This window comes from Rhizobium sp. Leaf341 (assembly GCF_001424325.1).
In the GTDB taxonomy this organism is placed as follows: Bacteria; Pseudomonadota; Alphaproteobacteria; order Rhizobiales; family Rhizobiaceae; genus Ferranicluibacter.
In genome coordinates, this window is the sequence record NZ_LMPE01000002.1 from 26367 (window position 1) to 43968 (window position 17602).

The following is a 17602-nucleotide window of genomic DNA, read 5'->3' on the forward strand; positions in this document are numbered from 1 at the left end:
CTATGGCACATCTTTGATTCTTGGCAAGAATACCAGATTCTGCTAATGTAACCTGCGGAAACAGTCATGACAGAAACGATCCTGCTGACACTTTACGCGCTTGTCGCGCTGTTCTTCCTTGAGACGACGTTTCGCGAGGGCGAGATGTCGTTGACGAAGGGATGGGACATGATGCGTGTCGTCGGTCTGTTGTACTGTGTGGCTTGGCCGCTCATGATTGTGCATGTGGGCATTGTTGCCTATCGGGATCGGCATGCTCGCTGATCATGGTGTTCGTAACGACAGGGCGAAAGCTTGGACGGCATCCGCCTTCGCGCATCTTTGCCGCACTGGACTCCGGGCAAAGACAAGCTCATAGGCCTTGATCAGGCGAGCGACGACAGACGGAGACGATGAGGCGGCATGACGCAAGGAAAGGGAGGCCGTTCGGGACGCGTATTCTTTGCCTTTGCGGTTCTCGTCATCTTCACGGCCATCCTCGGCACGGCGCTGGGCGCCAATGACCTTCGCAACCTCAATATCGTCCTGGCCCGTTTCGGCTATCCGCCGGTGAAGCTCGAGCACCTCTTTCCTTTTGCAGAACCGACAGCCGGCGATGCGAAAGGGGGTCCTCTTCCCGTGATCCGTGTCGTCAAGGGCATCCGCCTGCCATCGCCGACCATTCGGGTGCCGCGCTACGCCCGCGCCAATCTGGACGGCATTCCGACCACCTTCGTCCGATCGATCCGCATGGATCCCCGCCGCCTGTGCGAGACATTGCGAGCAAATGGCTTTCCCGACATTGCCTGGTCCGCGAGCGCCGTGGACGGCCAGGGATCCGAGTGCTCGTCCTTCCTGCCGATCGGCAACGGAGCGCCTACCGGTACCGGACCGGCAAAACGGCCGGAAGTCGCCGCCCCGAAACCACCCCCCAAGGCGCAGCCTGGCGACGATGTCGACCCGGACAACGAGCCGCTGATGGAAGCGCCGCCGGACGAGCCTCCGCCACCGCAACAATCGTCCGTCTTCGTGCTCCTGAAGGGTGACCTGAAAGGTCGCGTGCTGACCTTTCGCGTCAAGTTCAACATCGAACTGGAGTCGGACCGCGCCGCCGTCATCCAGGCAGGCAGTCGCGCCGTCGAGGCCTTCCTCCAGCAAGTGCGCTGGCAGGATGATGGCGACATGCTCCGCCAGATCGCAGCGCTCCAGGAGTTCGACAGGGACGAATTCGGAAGTCACATCGCCTTCAAGCGGGAACGCGTGGATCTGCCGCGGTTCAACTTCCTGGCCCGCAAGAGCGAAAAGCCGCGCCGCAAGATCAGCGACGCCTTTTTCGATCCTTCCGCCTGGTTGCCCCTCAGCGATGCCGACCCCACGCTCTGGATGCCGCGGAGCGCTTTACGCGCCTTTACGCCCCCACCTTTTCCACGGGCGTAACCGCTTCGGAGCGAAAAGCTCCGCGCGCTCAACGTTTACCAATCCTCACATCTCTCGCGCAGCAAAGCTTGCCACGGATCCGTATGTTCACTAAATCGTTAAGAGTAATCCATTTCGGACGACAATAAAGCAGAGTATCCGCCGAGATAAACGCACGTATGTATCAATACGGATCAAGGATGTTTCATATTGATCATAAGCATACATGCATTGAGCCTCACCCTTCTCCTATGTTAACAAGCCCGACCCCAGGAAACAGCTCATGAGCCCTCGTTCCTTGTTGCAGACAACCGGTCGTTTGCAGGCATTCGGCGTCTCGGGCAATCTCCATGGCGCCCAGCCACAGGTGCGGGCAGACGGGTGGACGAGAGCGACGCTGGCAAATGACAACAGGCGTACGCTCCCGCGCTGCACGCCGGCCTGCAAACCGATCAGTTTTGCGGTGAAACGGATGTTCGACATGTGCGGTGCGGTTGCCGGACTGATCGGACTTGCACCGATTCTTCTCCTGATTGCCCTGCTCATCAGGCTCGAGAGCAAAGGCCCCATCTTCTTCCGCCAGTTGCGGACGGGACGACACGAAGTGCCGTTCGAAATCCTGAAATTTCGGTCGATGTACGTGGAGCAGTGCGACCCTGCCGGCATACGATTGACGACCGACGGCGATCCTCGCGTGACACGGGTGGGTCGGTTCCTGCGCCGGACCAGTCTCGACGAAATCCCCCAGCTCTGGAACATCGTCGTCGGGCATATGTCTCTCGTCGGCCCCAGGCCGCATGTCCCCGACATGATCGCTGGCGGGATGACCTATGCGGACCTCGTGCGTGGTTATGAAGATCGTCACCTGGTTCGGCCCGGACTGACGGGGCTTGCCCAATGCCGTGGCCTGAGAGGTTCCACGACGAATGCAGATACGGCCGTGAGCCGGATCCTCAGCGACGTCGAGTACATCGAGACCTTTTCCATCCTTCTCGACGCGTGGATTCTTGTGCGCACCATCGTGAACGAACTGCGTGGCGGCACCGGTTCCTGATTGCCTGCCCCCGGGTCGCCCTTATGGGGAACCGCGCGTACCGGCTGAAGCGTCGGCTCCTCTGTTGCCGAGAGAGCCGGGAAAGCGCATGATCTCGCCTGCATGATCGACAAGCTCGAATTTTTCATCGCCCTTGCACAGGAACGGCATTTTGGCCGCGCTGCCGAACAATGCGGCATTACGCAACCGACCCTGTCTGCTGCCATCCGCCAGTTGGAAGACACACTCGGCGTCATGCTTGTCAATCGCGGCGCTCGCTATCAGGGTTTGACACCGGAAGGCCAGCGCGTGCTGGAATGGGCGCGTCGCATCGTCGGTGATGCCCGAACGATGCGACAGGAAATGCGGGCCGCAAAAAAGGGCCTCGTCGGACATATTCGTCTCGCGGCCGTCCCGACCACGCTTGCCATGGTGCCCCGCCTGACCGCGCCTTTCCAGGAGAAGCATCCCGACGTCACCTTCTCGGTCCTCTCGACCACGTCATCGAAAATGCTGGGCCTGCTGGAGAACCTCGAGATCGATGCGGGCCTCACCTATCTCGACAATGAGCCGGTCGGCAGGGTCACGAGCGTGCCTCTCCTGATGGAGCGCTACCACCTCGTGGCCGCCGCCGGAACACCTCTTGCAGACCGGACCACCGTGACGTGGGCGGACGTCAGCGCCATTCGACTTTGTCTATTGACCAACGACATGCAGAACCGCCGCATCATCAATCAGCACTTCAGTGCGGCGGGCGTGCTGGCGCGTCCGACGCTGGAATCCAATTCGATGATCGTCTTGTTCTCCCACATCCGCACCGGACAGTGGGCCAGCATCATGCCGTACAACGTCGCGAAATCCTTTGGCTTTCACGACGACATCCATGTCATTCCGATCGAGGAACCGGATGCCGGCCATCTCGTCGGACTGGTCGCGACCCACCGTGAACCCTACACGCCGCTCGTTTCCGCACTGCTGCATGAAGCCCGCAAGCTGGCTGAACATCACGGGCTTTGATAGAAATCTTCTATCGCTCCACGAATCTCCGCTATTGCCGCCACGGGACACCTCTGGAATCTTCATACCTGACGTAGGCTCTGGTTATCACGACACGGGCCGCTTGGAGGAGACCGGAGCACACGCCGGGACGTCGCAGACCTGCATGGAGGAGCCTGGTGGATCGACACCTTGGGAAAAGCGATCTCGCAACGAGCGTGGCGGCGATCGTTGCCGATTTGAAGCATCTGGAGGGGCCGCTTCTGCCGATCCTGCATGCCGTGCAGGAGGTGTTCGGCTACGTCCCGGAGGAAGCCGTCCCGATGATCGCCGCCGACCTGAACCTGTCGCGCGCGGAAGTGCACGGCGTGGTGACCTTTTACCATGATTACCGCCACCAGCCTGCCGGCCGGCACGTGTTGAAGCTCTGTCGGGCCGAGGCATGCCAAGCCATGGGGGCCGACCGCCTTGCCGAGCAGGTCAAGATCCATCTCGGCATCGATTTTCACGAAACATCGGCAGACGGCGCGGTCACTTTGGAGCCCGTCTTCTGTCTGGGTCTCTGTTCCACCGCGCCCGCCGCTATGCTGGACGGCGGCGTGCATGGGCGCCTTGACGCATCGGCCCTCGACAGCCTCCTTGCCGAGGTGGTCGCATGATCCGGATCTTCATCCCCCGCGATGCCGCAGCCCTTGCCGTCGGAGCCGACCGCGTCGCGACCAGCCTGGCGCAGGAGGCGACGTCCCGCGGCCTCGACCTTGCCATCGTGCGAACAGGATCGCGCGGCCTGCACTGGCTGGAACCGCTTGTCGAGGTCGAAACCGCGAAGGGCCGCTATGCCTTTGGCCCCGTAAACGTAAACGATGTCGGTGCACTGCTCGACGCCGGTTTTCTTCATCCCGACGCGAAGGAGGGGATCGATCATCCGCTCTTCCTTGGCCCGACAGAGGATATCCCCTTCCTCAAGGACCAGACGCGGCTGACCTTTGCGCGGTGCGGCATCATCGACCCTTTGTCACTGGACGATTATCGCGCGCATGGTGGGCTGTCGGGTCTCGCCAAGGCCATAGCGTTGCAGCCGGAGGCCGTCGTCGAGGCCGTCACGCGCTCCGGCCTGCGCGGCCGCGGTGGTGCAGGATTCCCGACGGGGATCAAGTGGAAGACCGTTCTCGATTGTCCTGACACGCGCAAATACATCGTCTGCAACGCCGATGAAGGCGACAGCGGCACATTTGCCGACCGCATGATCATGGAAGGCGACCCCTTCGTCGTCATCGAGGGCATGGCGATCGCAGGTCTTGCAACCCGCGCCACCAAGGGGTTCGTCTATATCCGCTCGGAATATCCTCATGCCATCGATACGATGACGAAAGCTGTCGATCTGGCTCGGCAGGCGGGCATTCTCGGCCCGTCGGTGCTCCGCCAGGGGCCTAGCTTCGATATCGAAATCCGGACCGGTGCCGGGGCCTATGTCTGCGGAGAGGAAACTGCGCTTCTCAATTCGCTCGAGGGCAAGCGTGGCGTGGTGCGGGCCAAACCACCTCTGCCGGCGCACAAGGGCCTGTTTGGCCAACCCACCGTCGTCAACAACGTCATCTCGCTGGCCTCGGTGCCGGTCATCCTCGACAAGGGCCCGGAGCACTATCGCGACTTCGGCATGGGCCGTTCCCGCGGGACGATTCCTATCCAGATCGCCGGCAACGCCCGGCAGGGGGGGCTCTACGAGGTCGGCTTCGGGCTTACCCTCGGCGAGATCGTCGATCGCGTTGCCGGCGGCACCGCGACGGGGCGTCCGGTCAAGGCGGTGCAGGTCGGCGGCCCGCTCGGCGGCTATTTCCCGCGCGCGCTGTTCGATACGCCGTTCGAGTATGAGGCCTTCGCCGCGGCCGGTGGCCTCATCGGTCACGCCGGCATCACCATCTTCGACGACACCGCCGACATGCTGAAACAGGCCCGCTTCGCCATGGAGTTCTGCGCCGTGGAAAGCTGCGGCAAGTGTACGCCATGCCGTATCGGCTCGACTCGCGGCGTCGAGGTCGTCGACCGCATCGGTCAGGGCATCGAGCCGGAAAAGAACCTCGCGCTGCTTTCGGACCTCTGCAACACGATGAAGTTCGGCTCCCTCTGCGCGCTGGGCGGGTTCACACCTTATCCGGTCATGAGCGCCGTCACCCATTTCCCGGATGACTTCGTCCCGGCACCGGTTGCGGAGGCTGCGGAATGACGATGAACGCTTCCACGATGATTGCATACCCCGGGCGGCCCTTCGCCGTGCCCGTCTATCTGGTTGTCGGGAGAGAGCACGTGGTCCGCGCGTTCTTTGCGCCGACGGCAGACTGTCGCCTTACATCCCCTCTTCCGGTCGAAACGGAGAGCCAGCGTCGACAGCCGGATCGGGAGCAACCCCACGCCAGGACCACACAAGATCCTCATCGTTCAGGAGACCCCCATGCTGCTCGTTCCTGAAACCGATTTCGGCACTCCGGCCTCCCGCGCGAAAACGCAGGTCACCCTCACCATCGACGGTCGCGAGATCACGGTGCCCGAGGGCACATCCATCATGCGCGCGTCGATGGAGGCAGGCATCCAGGTGCCGAAACTCTGCGCCACCGACATGGTCGATGCCTTCGGCTCCTGCCGGCTCTGTCTGATCGAAATCGAGGGCCGCAACGGCACGCCTGCGTCCTGCACGACGCCCGTCGCTCCCGGCCTTGTCGTTCACACACAGACCGCCCGACTGAAGGATATCCGCAAGGGGGTGATGGAACTCTACATTTCCGATCATCCGCTCGACTGTCTCACCTGCGCCGCCAATGGTGACTGCGAGCTGCAGGACATGGCCGGCGCAGTGGGCCTGCGCGATGTTCGCTACGGCTATGACGGTGACAATCATGTAAAGACGCGCGCGGGCGAAGGCCTGAATGCGCGCTGGATGCCGAAGGACGAATCCAACCCCTATTTCACCTATGATCCCTCCAAATGCATTGTCTGTTCACGCTGCGTGCGGGCATGCGAGGAGGTGCAGGGCACGTTCGCGCTCACGATCGAGGGCCGTGGCTTCGACAGCCGCGTGTCGCCCGGTCAGCACGAAGATTTCCTGTCTTCGGAATGCGTTTCCTGTGGCGCCTGTGTCCAGGCCTGCCCGACCGCGACACTGACGGAAAAGTCCGTCATCGCCATTGGTCAACCGGAGCATTCGGTCGTTACCACCTGCGCCTATTGCGGCGTCGGCTGCTCGTTCAAGGCGGAAATGCGCGGCGAGGAACTGGTGCGCATGGTGCCGTGGAAGGATGGTCAGGCCAATCGCGGCCACTCCTGCGTCAAGGGCCGCTTCGCCTATGGCTACTCGACCCACAAGGAGCGCATCCTCAACCCGATGATCCGCGAGAAGGTGACCGACCCCTGGCGGGAGGTCAGCTGGGAGGAAGCGCTTGCCCATACGGCAGCAGAATTTCGACGCATCCAGTACCAGTACGGGCGCGAGTCGATCGGCGGCATCACCTCGTCGCGCTGCACCAACGAGGAAACCTATCTTGTCCAGAAGCTGATCCGCGCCGGTTTCGGCAACAACAATGTCGACACCTGCGCCCGCGTCTGCCATTCGCCGACGGGCTACGGCCTCGGCCAAGCCTTCGGGACATCGGCCGGCACGCAGAACTTCGACTCGGTCGAGGAGACCGATGTCGTCATCATCATCGGCGCGAACCCGACCGATGGTCATCCCGTTTTCGGTTCGCGGCTGAAGAAGCGGCTGCGGCAGGGTGCCAGACTGATCGTCATCGACCCTCGCCGGATCGATCTCGTCCGCTCGCCCCATATCGAGGCCGCTTATCACCTGCCGCTGCGCCCCGGCACCAATGTCGCCGTCGCGACGGCGCTGGCCCACGTGATCGTTACCGAAGGCCTCTGCGACGAGGAATTCATTCGGACCCGATGCGACTGGTCGGAGTTCGAGGACTGGGCTGGCTTCGTTGCGGAAGAGCGTCACAGCCCGGAGGCAACCGAAGCCCTGACAGGGGTTCCGGCCGATGACCTGCGGGGCGCTGCCCGTCTGTTTGCCACGGGCGGAAACGGCTCGATCTATTACGGCCTCGGGGTGACCGAGCACAGCCAGGGCTCGACCACCGTCATGGCGATTGCCAATCTGGCCATGGCGACCGGAAATATCGGCCGCCCGGGCGTCGGCGTGAACCCCTTGCGCGGTCAGAACAATGTTCAGGGCTCCTGCGACATGGGTTCGTTCCCCCATGAGCTCCCCGGTTACCGGCACGTCTCGGACGACGCAACGCGCGATATCTTCGAAAAGCTTTGGGGCGTCACGCTCTCCGACGAGCCGGGCCTGCGCATTCCCAACATGCTGGACGCAGCTGTCGAGGGATCCTTCAAGGGCCTCTACATCCAGGGCGAAGACATTCTCCAGTCCGATCCCGACACCAAGCATGTTGCGGCAGGTCTGGCCGCCATGGAATGCATCGTCGTGCAGGACCTGTTCCTCAACGAAACGGCGAACTACGCGCATGTCTTCCTGCCTGGCTCCACCTTCCTCGAAAAGGACGGAACATTCACAAATGCCGAACGCCGCATCAATCGCGTGCGCCGGGTCATGACACCGCGCAACGGCTATGCCGATTGGGAAGTGACGCAGAACCTCGCCCGTGCCATGGGCCTTGCCTGGAGCTACACGCATCCGTCTGAGATCATGGACGAGATCGCAGCAACAACTCCGAGCTTCGCCAAGGTCTCCTACGCCTATCTCGAAGAGAAAGGCTCCGTTCAGTGGCCATGCAACGAAAAGGCGCCTGAGGGCTCCCCGATCATGCATGTCGATGGCTTTGTGCGCGGCAAAGGCAAGTTCATCCGCACGGAGTATGTCGCGACCGACGAGAAGACCGGTCCGCGCTTCCCGCTTCTCCTGACCACCGGCCGTATTCTCAGCCAGTACAATGTCGGCGCGCAGACGCGGCGCACCGAGAATGTCGTCTGGCATGAGGAGGACCGACTGGAAATTCATCCGCACGATGCCGAACTGCGCGGCATCCGCGATGGCGACTGGGTGCGGCTGGCCAGCCGCTCGGGTGACACAACGCTCCGGGCGCTGATCACCGACCGTGTCGCGACCGGCGTCGTCTATACCACCTTCCACCACCCGACGACCCAGGCCAACGTCATCACCACAGACTTTTCCGACTGGGCCACCAACTGTCCGGAATACAAGGTCACGGCGGTGCAGATTTCGCCCTCGAACGGACCGTCGGAATGGCAGACGGAATACGAGGACCAGGCTCGTCAGTCACGCCGCATCATCGGCAAGCTGGAGGCTGCGGAATGAGACATGCCGCGCACCATCACGATGCGCCGGGGTGCCGTCGGGCGGTGGACAAGGGCCCTGCCGCACATAGATCATGTCCATGACCCAATCCACCAATCCTCCCCTCGCCCGCACCGTCGCCGAACTTGCCCGCCGGAAGGGCCACATTCGTCCGGCGAGCCGGCAGTTGCCCGAAGAGACCCCCGTCGCCTTCAGCTATGGCGGTTCCACACACGCCGTCATGATGGCGACGCCGGCGGATTTCGACGATTTCGCCACAGGCTTCAGCCTGACGGAAGGCATCATCACCGATCCCGCCGAGATCGAGAGTATCGAAGCCGTTGAAACCCCCGAAGGATATGATCTGCAGATTATCCTGCGCGATGAATCACACGACGCGCTGGTAACCCGACGCCGGCACATGGCCGGTCCCGTCGGCTGCGGTCTTTGCGGCATCGAATCCTTGGAACAGGCAGTCCGCCAGACGCCATCGGTCGCCGCCGCCCGGCTCAGCCTGACACCTGACGACATCACGCAGGCCGTCGCCTTGCTGAACACCCGGCAACCGCTGCATGCGGAGACCCGGGCGGTCCACGGCGCCGGTTTCTTCGCGCCGGATGAGGGACTGGTCGCCGTGCGCGAGGATGTCGGGCGGCACAATGCGCTCGACAAGCTGGCAGGCGCCGCCGCCCGCCAAGGCTACAAGGGGGCCACCGGCGCCGTCGTCGTCACGAGCCGGGTCTCGGTGGAGATGGTTCAGAAGACGGCCATTCTCGGAAGCCCTTTCATCATCGCCATCTCGGCGCCGACGGCGCTTGCCATCCGGACGGCCGAGAAAGCGGGCATGACACTCGTAGCGCTGGTTCGCGGCGACGATTTCGAGGTCTTCACCCATGCGGACCGTATCCGTGCCGAAGGCAACCAACCCCGAGCCGTCCGGCCAACCGAAAGGACCAGCCATGTCGCCTGATCCCGTATCGGACGTTCATTCGGGAGAAGACGGCGCTCTGCATGGCACGGACGCAAAGCTCGTGCGCATGGCAAACCAGATTGCCACCTTCTTCCGCTCGCAGCCGCAGGAGGACGGGCCGGCGGGCGTCGCGATCCATATCAACAAGTTCTGGGAGCCCCGGATGCGCGGCGCGTTTCTCGCGCTGATCGAGAACGGCCATGCCGGATTCGATCCGCTCGTGCTTGCCGCTGCTCCGCTCATCAAGCGGCCACACGCGAAAGAGGATGCGATCGGCACCGGTGCGGATGCGGCCCGTGGCGCACCCGGCGGCAAGGGCACGGCTGCGGGCGAATCGCTGTCGGAACCCAACATGCCCGAAAGGTAGACCATACGCGGCGTCGATCGTCCTTGCAGTGAGGAGACTGCAGGTCATCGATCCCGCGCTTGAGGACAAAGACCAACCGCCCGAGGAGGGGCTCAGAGGAGGAGGACAACGATGTCGACAACGGCAGAACACTTCGGCATTCCCGGATCGGCGGGGCTGCTCGACCGGGAGCGGATCATTGCCAAGCCCGGATTTAACCGCTGGCTCGTTCCTCCGGCGGCGCTCGCCATTCATCTCTGCATCGGCATGGCCTATGGTTTCAGCGTGTTCTGGTTGCCTCTGTCAAAAGCGATCGGCATCACGGCACCGGCGGCGTGCGCCGATCTGACGCTGGGGTCGGCGCTTTTTACCACGACCTGTGACTGGAGGGTCAGCGATCTCGGCTGGATCTACACGCTGTTCTTCGTGCTGCTCGGCTCGTCTGCCGCAATGTGGGGCGGCTGGCTCGAGAAGGTCGGTCCGCGCAAGGCCGCGACCGTTTCGGCCTTCTGCTGGTGCGGCGGTATCCTCATTGCCGCCCTTGGTGTTGCGACGCACCAACTCTGGATGATGTGGCTGGGTGCCGGCGTCATTGGCGGCATCGGGCTCGGCCTTGGCTATATTTCGCCTGTTTCCACCCTCATCAAATGGTTTCCCGACCGCCGCGGCATGGCGACAGGCATGGCGATCATGGGTTTTGGCGGCGGCGCCATGATCGGCGCGCCGCTTGCCAATATCCTGATGACGCATTTTCGCTCGGACACCTCGGTCGGCGTTTGGCAGACCTTTGTCGTCATGGCGCTCGGCTATCTTGTCTTCATGCTCGCGGGCGCCTTTGGCTACCGCATTCCGCCTGCGGGCTGGCGTCCGGAGGGATGGGTCCCGCCGGCTGCAAAAAGCACGATGATCACGACCCGTCACGTTCACCTGCGCGATGCGCACAAGACGAAGCAGTTCTGGCTGATCTGGGCCGTGCTCTGCCTGAACGTGTCCGCCGGCATCGGCGTCATCGGCATGGCTTCGCCCATGCTGCAGGAGATCTTCGCCGGCTCGCTGATCGGTGCACCCGGTGTCGCCTTTACCGATATGTCGAAGGAGCAGCTGGCAGGCGTGGCCGCCATCGCCGCCGGCTTCACCGGCCTTCTTTCGCTGTTCAACATCGGCGGGCGCTTCTTCTGGGCCTCGCTGTCCGACCGGATCGGCCGCAAGAACACCTACTTCTGCTTCTTCGTCATCGGAATCGTGCTCTATGCACTGATACCCTGGGCGGCGGGCATTCAGAGCAAGCTTCTCTTCGTCGGCATGCTGTGCATCGTCCTGTCGATGTATGGCGGCGGGTTTGCCACGATCCCCGCCTATCTGGCCGACATCTTCGGCACCCAGTTCGTTGGCGCCATCCACGGACGCCTACTGACGGCCTGGGCAACGGCCGGCATCATCGGGCCGGTCGTCGTCAATTACATCCGGGAAGCGCAGATTGCCGCCGGGCTCCCGCGTGATCAGGTCTACAACACCACCATGTACATCCTTGCCGGCATGCTGGCGCTCGGCCTTGTTGCCAACGCCTTCGTGCGGCCGCTGGCCGATAAGTGGTTCATGAAGGATGCGGAGGTCGCAGCGCTCCAGGCCAAGACGGCCGCCGTCAATGCCGGTCCGTCCGGTTCCTTCGGCATCGGCCGAGGTGGGCTTGATGCGAAGGCGATGCTCGCCTGGGCCTGTGTCGGCTTGCCGCTGGCCTGGGGCGTGTTCGTCACCGTGAAAGCCAGCCTTGCGCTCTTCGGGTGAACACTCATTGGATCAACAAAGGCTCTTCGCACGAGAAATCGTGCGAAGGGCCTTTGTTTTTAGAGCGACAAAAATCGGATCAGTAGGTCGGTGCGAGCAGGGCCGGAGCGATCGTCGTGTTGAGGAACTGCTGCAGGAAAAACAGGATGACCAGAACCACCAAAGGCGACAGGTCGACGCCGCCCATATTCGGCAGAATGCGGCGGATCGGGCGGTAGAGCGGCTCCGTCAGCTGATAGAGCGACCGGCCGATCATGCTGATGGCCTGGTTGTTGGTATTGATGATGTTGAACGCGTACAGCCAGGAAAAGATCGCCGAGGCAATGATCAGAAACCAGGCGATATTGATGATGAAGTTCAGCGTTGCGATGACGGCGAGCATGCCGGGCCTCCGGTTCCGGGACCACCGTGTGCCATCGGCGATGGGCAACCGTCGGTCCAACATTTATGGCGTCGCATAATTTTCTCCTCGAACCGATTCCGGAGCGGAGCATTATGCAATAGTTGGAAGACATGTAGCCACTGGCAGGCAAGGCGGCAACCCTGCGGTCTGCGCGGTGTGAAACATGTTTAAGACGACGCTGTGCCGCACCAGCCGGCGTCCATATGAACGGGCCGATGCACCAGAGGCCGGGAAAGACCATTCATGTCCATCGTCGAAACCGGAGACCGCTACGCCGCCTTCCGGCATGTCGGGTACCGCCGCTACTTCTTCGCCCGCTTCCTCGCCTACTTCGCCATCCAGATCGTCAGTGTCTCCGTCGGATGGCAGATCTACGACCTGACGCGCAATCCCTTCGACCTAGGCCTGATCGGCTTATTCCAGTTCCTGCCGTCGCTGGTTCTCATTCTCGTCACCGGATCGGTCGCCGACCGCTACAACCGGCGCATGATCATGGGCGTCTGCATGGGCGTCAGCACGCTCTGCGCGGCGGCCCTGCTCGCTCTCACCCTGACGGACACCTTTTCCCTCTGGCCGGTCTATACGATCCTGGTCGTGTTCGGCATCGAGCGGGCGTTCCTCGCGCCGGCCTCCCAATCGCTAGCCCCCAATCTCGTACCCGAGCGCGATCTCGCCAACGCCATCGCATGGAACTCCACCTCCTGGCAGACGGCAATGATCGTCGGTCCTGTCGTCGGCGGCCTCATCTATGCGCTCGGACCGGCCGTTCCCTACAGCGTCGCCGTCCTGTTCTTCGCCGCCAGCGTCGTCATGGTCTATGCCATCCCCAAGCCTGCCCAGAAGAGCAGCCAGACGGCGCAAAGCTGGCGGGCCATCACGGCCGGCTTTCGCTACATCCGCGCGGAGAAGGTCGTCCTTGGCGCCATCTCCCTCGACCTCTTCGCCGTTCTGCTTGGCGGGGCCATTGCACTCATGCCGGTCTTCGCGCGCGATATTCTCGCGCTCGGACCGTGGGGCCTCGGCCTCCTGCGCGCGGCGCCCGGGGTCGGCGCGGTCGGCATGGCCATGTGGCTTGCGGCCCATCCGATCCGGCATCGCGCAGGCGTGCTGATGTTTGTCGGCGTGGCGCTGTTCGGGCTTGGTACGGTCGTGTTCGGCCTATCGGCGACGCCCTGGATCTCCATCATCGCGCTCGTCATCATGGGCGCTTCCGACATGATCTCGGTCTATGTTCGGGAAACCCTGATCACGCTGTGGACGCCGGACGAGCTGCGCGGACGTGTGAACGCGGTGAACATGGTGTTCGTCGGCGCATCGAACGAACTCGGCGAGTTCCGGGCCGGAATGATGGCCTCCGCCATCGGCGCGGTTCCCGCTGTGGTCATCGGCGGAGCCGGCACCTTGCTTGTGGCCGTGCTCTGGTCGCTCGGCTTCTCGCAGCTCCGCCGCATCGACACGCTCGATGCGCCCGAGACGAAACGATAAAGGCCGAGGGCCGCGTCCGTAACAGAGGCAGGAAAGCGTCTCAGCGCTCCGCCGTCTCGACGACGTCGGATTTCGCGGCAGCCTCCTGCCGCTTCATAATGCGGTCACGGCTGGATACGCCGAGAAGGTCTGCGATCCGCCAGATGACGTGATCTTCCATCTCGCTGCGTTCGCCGTCCACGTAGACGATCTCCCAGAGCATCCCGACGAGATCGATCCGCTGTTCCTCGCTGAAGTGCCGCTTGATGTCGGAGGTGAAACGGAAGAAGTCGATCGCTTCGCTCTCGGCATCTTCGCCCGCGGCGATCAGCGCATTCAGCGCGGCGTCGTCGAGCGTGTAGTGCTCCTTGATCATCGAACGCACCTTACGGCGCTCGACGTCGTCGGCATGGCCGTCAGCCTCCATGACCTGAATGCAGAGCGCGACGATCGCGATGCGCGGATCGCCGGCCTCGATCGGATTCGGGTGCTCGGCACCGGTAAGACTGTCGATGAAAGTGCGGATACGGTCGAACATGGATGGCGCGGCGCTCACGGCAGGAGGGTCGTTGATGCCGACAGGAAAGACGAGCCGCAAAGCCCGGTCTAGCCCCCCTCGGCTTCGCACGTGCGAAAAGGGGCCCCGCAGGGCCCCTGAACCGTCAGAAAAGTTTGAATGTCGTCTTTTCTGCAACTCTATCGGTGCGAACGCCGGGATCATCCGGCGGGCGCCCGAAGAACGGCTCGACCGGCGCTTCGGCGGGTTTGGTCGCAGAACGACCACCCGATGACGACGGCTGCACCGGGGATGGGGATGAGGGTGAGGGTGAGGGTGAGGGTGAGGGTGAGGAAGACGGCAAGACCGGTGTCCGGACAGCAAGCGGGGTCTCATCCTTCGTGGCGAGCTCCTGTCCGGGCTTGCCGTCCGTGTCGGCTGCAACGTTCGGACGGGCCGGCTCGGCGGGCTCGTAGACGATGACCGATTCGGTCGGCACCGGTACGGCAATCGCGATCGTCCGTTCCACCGTTTCGGTGGGCTTTGTCGGCTGCGTCGCGACCTCTGCATCCTGTTCGGCCCGGCTTGGCGCGGCAACGGAAGTCGCAACCGGTGGCAGGCTGCGGATCGCCGCTTCGCCGCGGCTGACGCCACCCTCTTCGAGAGGACCGTCGATCGTGCTGACGGGCATTTTCCACTCGAACGCATCCAGGCGCCCGCTGACGGGAGACACGGGCAGCCATTCCTGCGAGACCACGCTATCGGCGATCCAGGCCGCATCGCGCGGGCTCTTCAACGCCTGGTTCATCCAGTGGCGGATGCGCCCTTCATCGCCCGTATCCGCTTCCTCGATATCGGCAAGCAGCAGGAAGACGCTTTCCGTCGGCGCAATGCGGGCGGCAGCTTCCGCCATGGAGCGCGCCAGTTCCAGCTCTCGGGCCTCCAGAGCGCTCTCGGCAACGGCCATCAGCGACACCGCATTGTTCGGCTTCCAGGCTTCCAGCTTGCGGGCGCGCTTTAGCCGGTCGACCGCGGAATCGCCGCTTCTTGCGCGGACATAGGCCCTGGCGATTTCGGGATGCGGTGCGTGTTTCCAAAGCTTCTCAAGCACGGACGCCGCCTTGCGCAGATTGTCCTCGCGAAACAGGGCCTTGGCCGCTATGAGGCCAGCCGGCACCAGCGCAGGGTCGAGCTTCAGTGCGGCCAGCGCGTCGTCGCGCGCGGCCTTCGGATCGGCATCCAGCCGTTCCCGTGCCCGTGCCGCAAGCAGAACCGCCTTCTTGCGATCGGCCTCCTTGCGGTCGATGACATGACTGGTGCGGCTCTGGTCCAGAAGATGCACAGCCTCGTCCCAGCGTCCCGCCTGGCTGCGCTCGTCGAGGGTGGCAAGCGTCGCCCAGGCGAGATGCGGCGCCTTGTCCGCCGCTTGTTCGGCATACTGCCGGGCTGCCTCGTTGGCACCCAGACGCTTGGCTTCGAGGTAAAGACCGCGCAGGCCGAGCTCGCGCGTTTCGGGATCCTCGGCCATTCGCTCGAACTTGCGACGGGCATCATCATGCTTGCCCTCGATCAGCGCGGTCTGCGCCTCGAGGAGATGGATCAGCGGCTCCTGATCGGCGGACAGGAGACCGCGCGTGCGCGCGGTCATCTTGCGCGCGAGGATAGCATCGCCGGCACCGGCGGCAATCAGTCCGGTCGACAGCGCCTGATAGCCACGGTCGCGTTTGCGGACCCGGAAGTAGCGGGCGATCGAATGCGGCGAAAACCAGATGACGCGGACAAGCCAGACGACAAGCAGAATGGCTGCGATGAGCGCGACAAGCAGAGTGGCGCCGACCATCAGGCTGGTCTCGATACGCTGGCCCATCCAGACCAGCGATAGCTCGCCCGGCCGGTCGGCAAGCCAGGAGAACCCTGCACCGAGTGCGAGGACGATCAGGACGAAGATGAGAATACGGATCAAATCGGCTCTCCTCAGCCCTGCTTGACAGGTGTGGGGCCGGTTGCGGCTCCGGCGACGGCGGCATCGATCAAACCTTCGACCTTGATGCGCTCGTCGAGCTTCGTGCGGAATGCCGCGCCGGCGTCCTTGGCAGGCTGCGGCAGGCCGTCCCATTCGAGGCTTGCGCCTTTGAGGTCACCATTGGTCAGGCGCTCCTCGATCCGCGCCACGACGGCTTCCGGACCTGTGCCCTCGACGCTGCCGACGGGACGCACGCGAACAGCCGACGCCGCGCTTCCGATCAGCCGCGAGAAGATGCCCTGGTTCGGGTCGGCGCCCTGAATGGCGGCCAGCATTGCGTCGGCCGTGTCGGGGAACGATCGTGTCAGATCCGCGCGCGCGGAGACGCCACGGGGGGCGATGTCGGCCAGACCGGCGACGGCCGGGTCATCGGGCGAAACGGTCTTCAAGGCATCAAGTTCGGCGAGGAATGGGCCGCCCCGGTCGATAGCCGTCTTCAGGGCGGTGACCGCGATGGCGCGTGCAAGCTGCACGTCGCTGGCCGGCTCGTCCAGTTTCTTCTCGGCTTCCTCGATGCGCGTCGAAAGCTCGGATGTCGTCGCTTGTGCCGCACGGCTCTGGTCGGCAAGACCGGACTTCACGGCGGCGAGTTCTTGGGTCAGGCTCTCGACCTGTGCCTTTAGATCGTTCGTATCGGAGGAACGACCATCCACGCCGATCGCCTGCTCGAGAGCTGCAAGCCTCTGTTCCAGGCCTTCGCTGGCAGGCGAGCCCGCCGCGGGTGCCTGCGCCTTCAAGGCATCGATTTCGGCAGCGAGATCGCGCTCCGATGAGCTATTGTTCGATGCCGGACCGATTGATGGGAGGACACCGGCATATTGAAGGACACCTGCGCCGGCAAGAGCGATCAGGCCGCCGACAATCCCCGCGGCCAGCGCACCCGAGCGTGAAGGACGCGCAGCCGCCGCACGATTGGCAGATGTCGAAGAACCCGCAGGCCCCAAAGCCCCGGTGGGCGGCGTCGGCGGGACGGAGGCGGTCTTCTCGGACCGGGCCGACGCTGCAGACTTCGCAGCAGAGGCTTCGACGCGCGCGTCCTTGGCGGCCTCGGCTTTGAGGCTCGCGTCCACGGGCGCATCGGCCGGCGTTCCCTGATCGCTCGGCGACCCGTCGATCGCATTCTTGGCCGGAGGGCCCATATCGGAAGCCGCCACGACTGCGTCAGCGGGCAAGACCGTTTCCGGTGCTTTTCGGCGAGCGTCCCGGTCTTCCGGTCTCGCTGCATCGGATGCAGCGGGCGTGGCAGGCAGATCGATCGTCAGCGGCTGCCGGTCGGGCTTGGTGCGGCGCGGCGGTTTCTCCGGATCCATGCTCTCTTCTCTATGCGTGAGGTCAACAGCATAAACCTAGACACCGACCTGGGCGAGGGAAAGGCCCCACCGG

15 protein-coding genes are annotated in these 17602 nt (G+C 63.5%); 11 read left to right on the plus strand and 4 right to left on the minus strand.

Going from position 1 to position 17602, the window contains the following annotated elements; all coding sequences use genetic code 11:
• Window positions 1–66 precede the first annotated feature (66 nt).
• The 10 genes from ASG03_RS00120 (at window position 67) to ASG03_RS00165 (ending at window position 11833) form a co-directional block, all read left to right on the plus strand.
• Window positions 67–264 (plus strand): hypothetical protein, encoded by a 198-nt coding sequence (locus ASG03_RS00120; RefSeq protein ID WP_062477964.1) that lies wholly within the window; start codon window positions 67–69, stop codon window positions 262–264.
• A 138-nt stretch (window positions 265–402) separates the two neighbouring features.
• Window positions 403–1416: a DUF6030 family protein gene (locus ASG03_RS00125; RefSeq protein ID WP_062691390.1), complete on the plus strand. Its 1014-nt coding sequence runs from the start codon at window positions 403–405 to the stop codon at window positions 1414–1416.
• Between the two features lie 262 nt (window positions 1417–1678).
• Window positions 1679–2449, plus strand: coding sequence for a sugar transferase (locus ASG03_RS00130; RefSeq protein ID WP_082475461.1), 771 nt, complete (start codon window positions 1679–1681; stop codon window positions 2447–2449).
• 102 nt (window positions 2450–2551) lie between these two features.
• Window positions 2552–3445 carry a LysR family transcriptional regulator gene (locus ASG03_RS00135; protein ID WP_062477958.1) on the plus strand — a complete coding sequence of 298 codons (894 nt, stop codon included), beginning with the start codon at window positions 2552–2554 and terminating at the stop codon, window positions 3443–3445.
• 158 nt (window positions 3446–3603) lie between these two features.
• The gene (locus ASG03_RS00140) at window positions 3604–4083 is read left to right on the plus strand and encodes a formate dehydrogenase subunit gamma (RefSeq protein ID WP_062691392.1); all 480 of its coding nucleotides are present in this window, start codon (window positions 3604–3606) and stop codon (window positions 4081–4083) included.
• Window positions 4080–5648, plus strand: a complete 1569-nt coding sequence (locus ASG03_RS00145) for a formate dehydrogenase beta subunit (RefSeq protein ID WP_062691394.1) — start codon at window positions 4080–4082, stop codon at window positions 5646–5648. Before ASG03_RS00140 ends, ASG03_RS00145 begins: the two co-directional genes overlap by 4 nt.
• A 225-nt stretch (window positions 5649–5873) precedes the next feature.
• Entirely contained in the window at window positions 5874–8753 is a 2880-nt protein-coding gene (gene fdhF, locus ASG03_RS00150; protein ID WP_062691396.1) for a formate dehydrogenase subunit alpha, read from the plus strand.
• Between the two features lie 79 nt (window positions 8754–8832).
• The gene (gene fdhD, locus ASG03_RS00155; RefSeq protein WP_062691724.1) at window positions 8833–9702 is read left to right on the plus strand and encodes a formate dehydrogenase accessory sulfurtransferase FdhD; all 870 of its coding nucleotides are present in this window, start codon (window positions 8833–8835) and stop codon (window positions 9700–9702) included.
• Window positions 9692–10069, plus strand: a complete 378-nt coding sequence (locus ASG03_RS00160) for a formate dehydrogenase subunit delta (protein WP_062691398.1) — start codon at window positions 9692–9694, stop codon at window positions 10067–10069. The genes fdhD and ASG03_RS00160 overlap by 11 nt, the downstream gene beginning before the upstream one ends.
• A gap of 111 nt (window positions 10070–10180) precedes the next feature.
• Entirely contained in the window at window positions 10181–11833 is a 1653-nt protein-coding gene (locus tag ASG03_RS00165) for an OFA family MFS transporter (RefSeq protein WP_062477932.1), read from the plus strand.
• A 79-nt stretch (window positions 11834–11912) separates the two neighbouring features.
• On the opposite strand, the gene ASG03_RS00170 is transcribed toward ASG03_RS00165, so the two are convergent.
• Window positions 11913–12215: a YggT family protein gene (locus tag ASG03_RS00170; RefSeq protein WP_062477929.1), complete on the minus strand. Its 303-nt coding sequence runs from the start codon at window positions 12213–12215 to the stop codon at window positions 11913–11915.
• Between the two features lie 264 nt (window positions 12216–12479).
• Here ASG03_RS00170 and ASG03_RS00175 point away from each other — a divergent pair, with 264 nt between their 5' ends.
• Window positions 12480–13721, plus strand: a complete 1242-nt coding sequence (locus tag ASG03_RS00175) for an MFS transporter (RefSeq protein WP_062691399.1) — start codon at window positions 12480–12482, stop codon at window positions 13719–13721.
• A 40-nt stretch (window positions 13722–13761) separates the two neighbouring features.
• On the opposite strand, the gene ASG03_RS00180 is transcribed toward ASG03_RS00175, so the two are convergent.
• The 3 genes from ASG03_RS00180 to ASG03_RS00190 form a co-directional block, all read right to left on the minus strand.
• Window positions 13762–14238, minus strand: coding sequence for a tellurite resistance TerB family protein (locus ASG03_RS00180; protein ID WP_062478169.1), 477 nt, complete (start codon window positions 14236–14238; stop codon window positions 13762–13764).
• 124 nt (window positions 14239–14362) lie between these two features.
• Complete coding sequence (locus ASG03_RS00185) at window positions 14363–16159, minus strand: heme biosynthesis protein HemY (RefSeq protein ID WP_062691400.1); 1797 nt, start codon at window positions 16157–16159, stop codon at window positions 14363–14365.
• An 11-nt stretch (window positions 16160–16170) separates the two neighbouring features.
• Window positions 16171–17529, minus strand: a complete 1359-nt coding sequence (locus tag ASG03_RS00190; protein ID WP_062691401.1) for a COG4223 family protein — start codon at window positions 17527–17529, stop codon at window positions 16171–16173.
• Window positions 17530–17602: the final 73 nt, after the last annotated feature.

Bases quoted from the DNA above. Each gene is read 5' to 3' on its own strand.
- ASG03_RS00120 (WP_062477964.1), top strand. From the start codon at position 67: ATGACAGAAACGATCCTGCTGACACTTTACGCGCTTGTCGCGCTGTTC.
- ASG03_RS00125 (WP_062691390.1), top strand. From the start codon at position 403: ATGACGCAAGGAAAGGGAGGCCGTTCGGGACGCGTATTCTTTGCCTTT.
- ASG03_RS00130 (WP_082475461.1), top strand. From the start codon at position 1,679: ATGAGCCCTCGTTCCTTGTTGCAGACAACCGGTCGTTTGCAGGCATTC.
- ASG03_RS00135 (WP_062477958.1), top strand. From the start codon at position 2,552: ATGATCGACAAGCTCGAATTTTTCATCGCCCTTGCACAGGAACGGCAT.
- ASG03_RS00145 (WP_062691394.1), top strand. From the start codon at position 4,080: ATGATCCGGATCTTCATCCCCCGCGATGCCGCAGCCCTTGCCGTCGGA.
- fdhF (WP_062691396.1), top strand. From the start codon at position 5,874: ATGCTGCTCGTTCCTGAAACCGATTTCGGCACTCCGGCCTCCCGCGCG.
- fdhD (WP_062691724.1), top strand. From the start codon at position 8,833: ATGACCCAATCCACCAATCCTCCCCTCGCCCGCACCGTCGCCGAACTT.
- ASG03_RS00160 (WP_062691398.1), top strand. From the start codon at position 9,692: ATGTCGCCTGATCCCGTATCGGACGTTCATTCGGGAGAAGACGGCGCT.
- ASG03_RS00165 (WP_062477932.1), top strand. From the start codon at position 10,181: ATGTCGACAACGGCAGAACACTTCGGCATTCCCGGATCGGCGGGGCTG.
- ASG03_RS00170 (WP_062477929.1), bottom strand. From the start codon at position 12,215: ATGCTCGCCGTCATCGCAACGCTGAACTTCATCATCAATATCGCCTGG.
- ASG03_RS00175 (WP_062691399.1), top strand. From the start codon at position 12,480: ATGTCCATCGTCGAAACCGGAGACCGCTACGCCGCCTTCCGGCATGTC.
- ASG03_RS00180 (WP_062478169.1), bottom strand. From the start codon at position 14,238: ATGTTCGACCGTATCCGCACTTTCATCGACAGTCTTACCGGTGCCGAG.
- ASG03_RS00190 (WP_062691401.1), bottom strand. From the start codon at position 17,529: ATGGATCCGGAGAAACCGCCGCGCCGCACCAAGCCCGACCGGCAGCCG.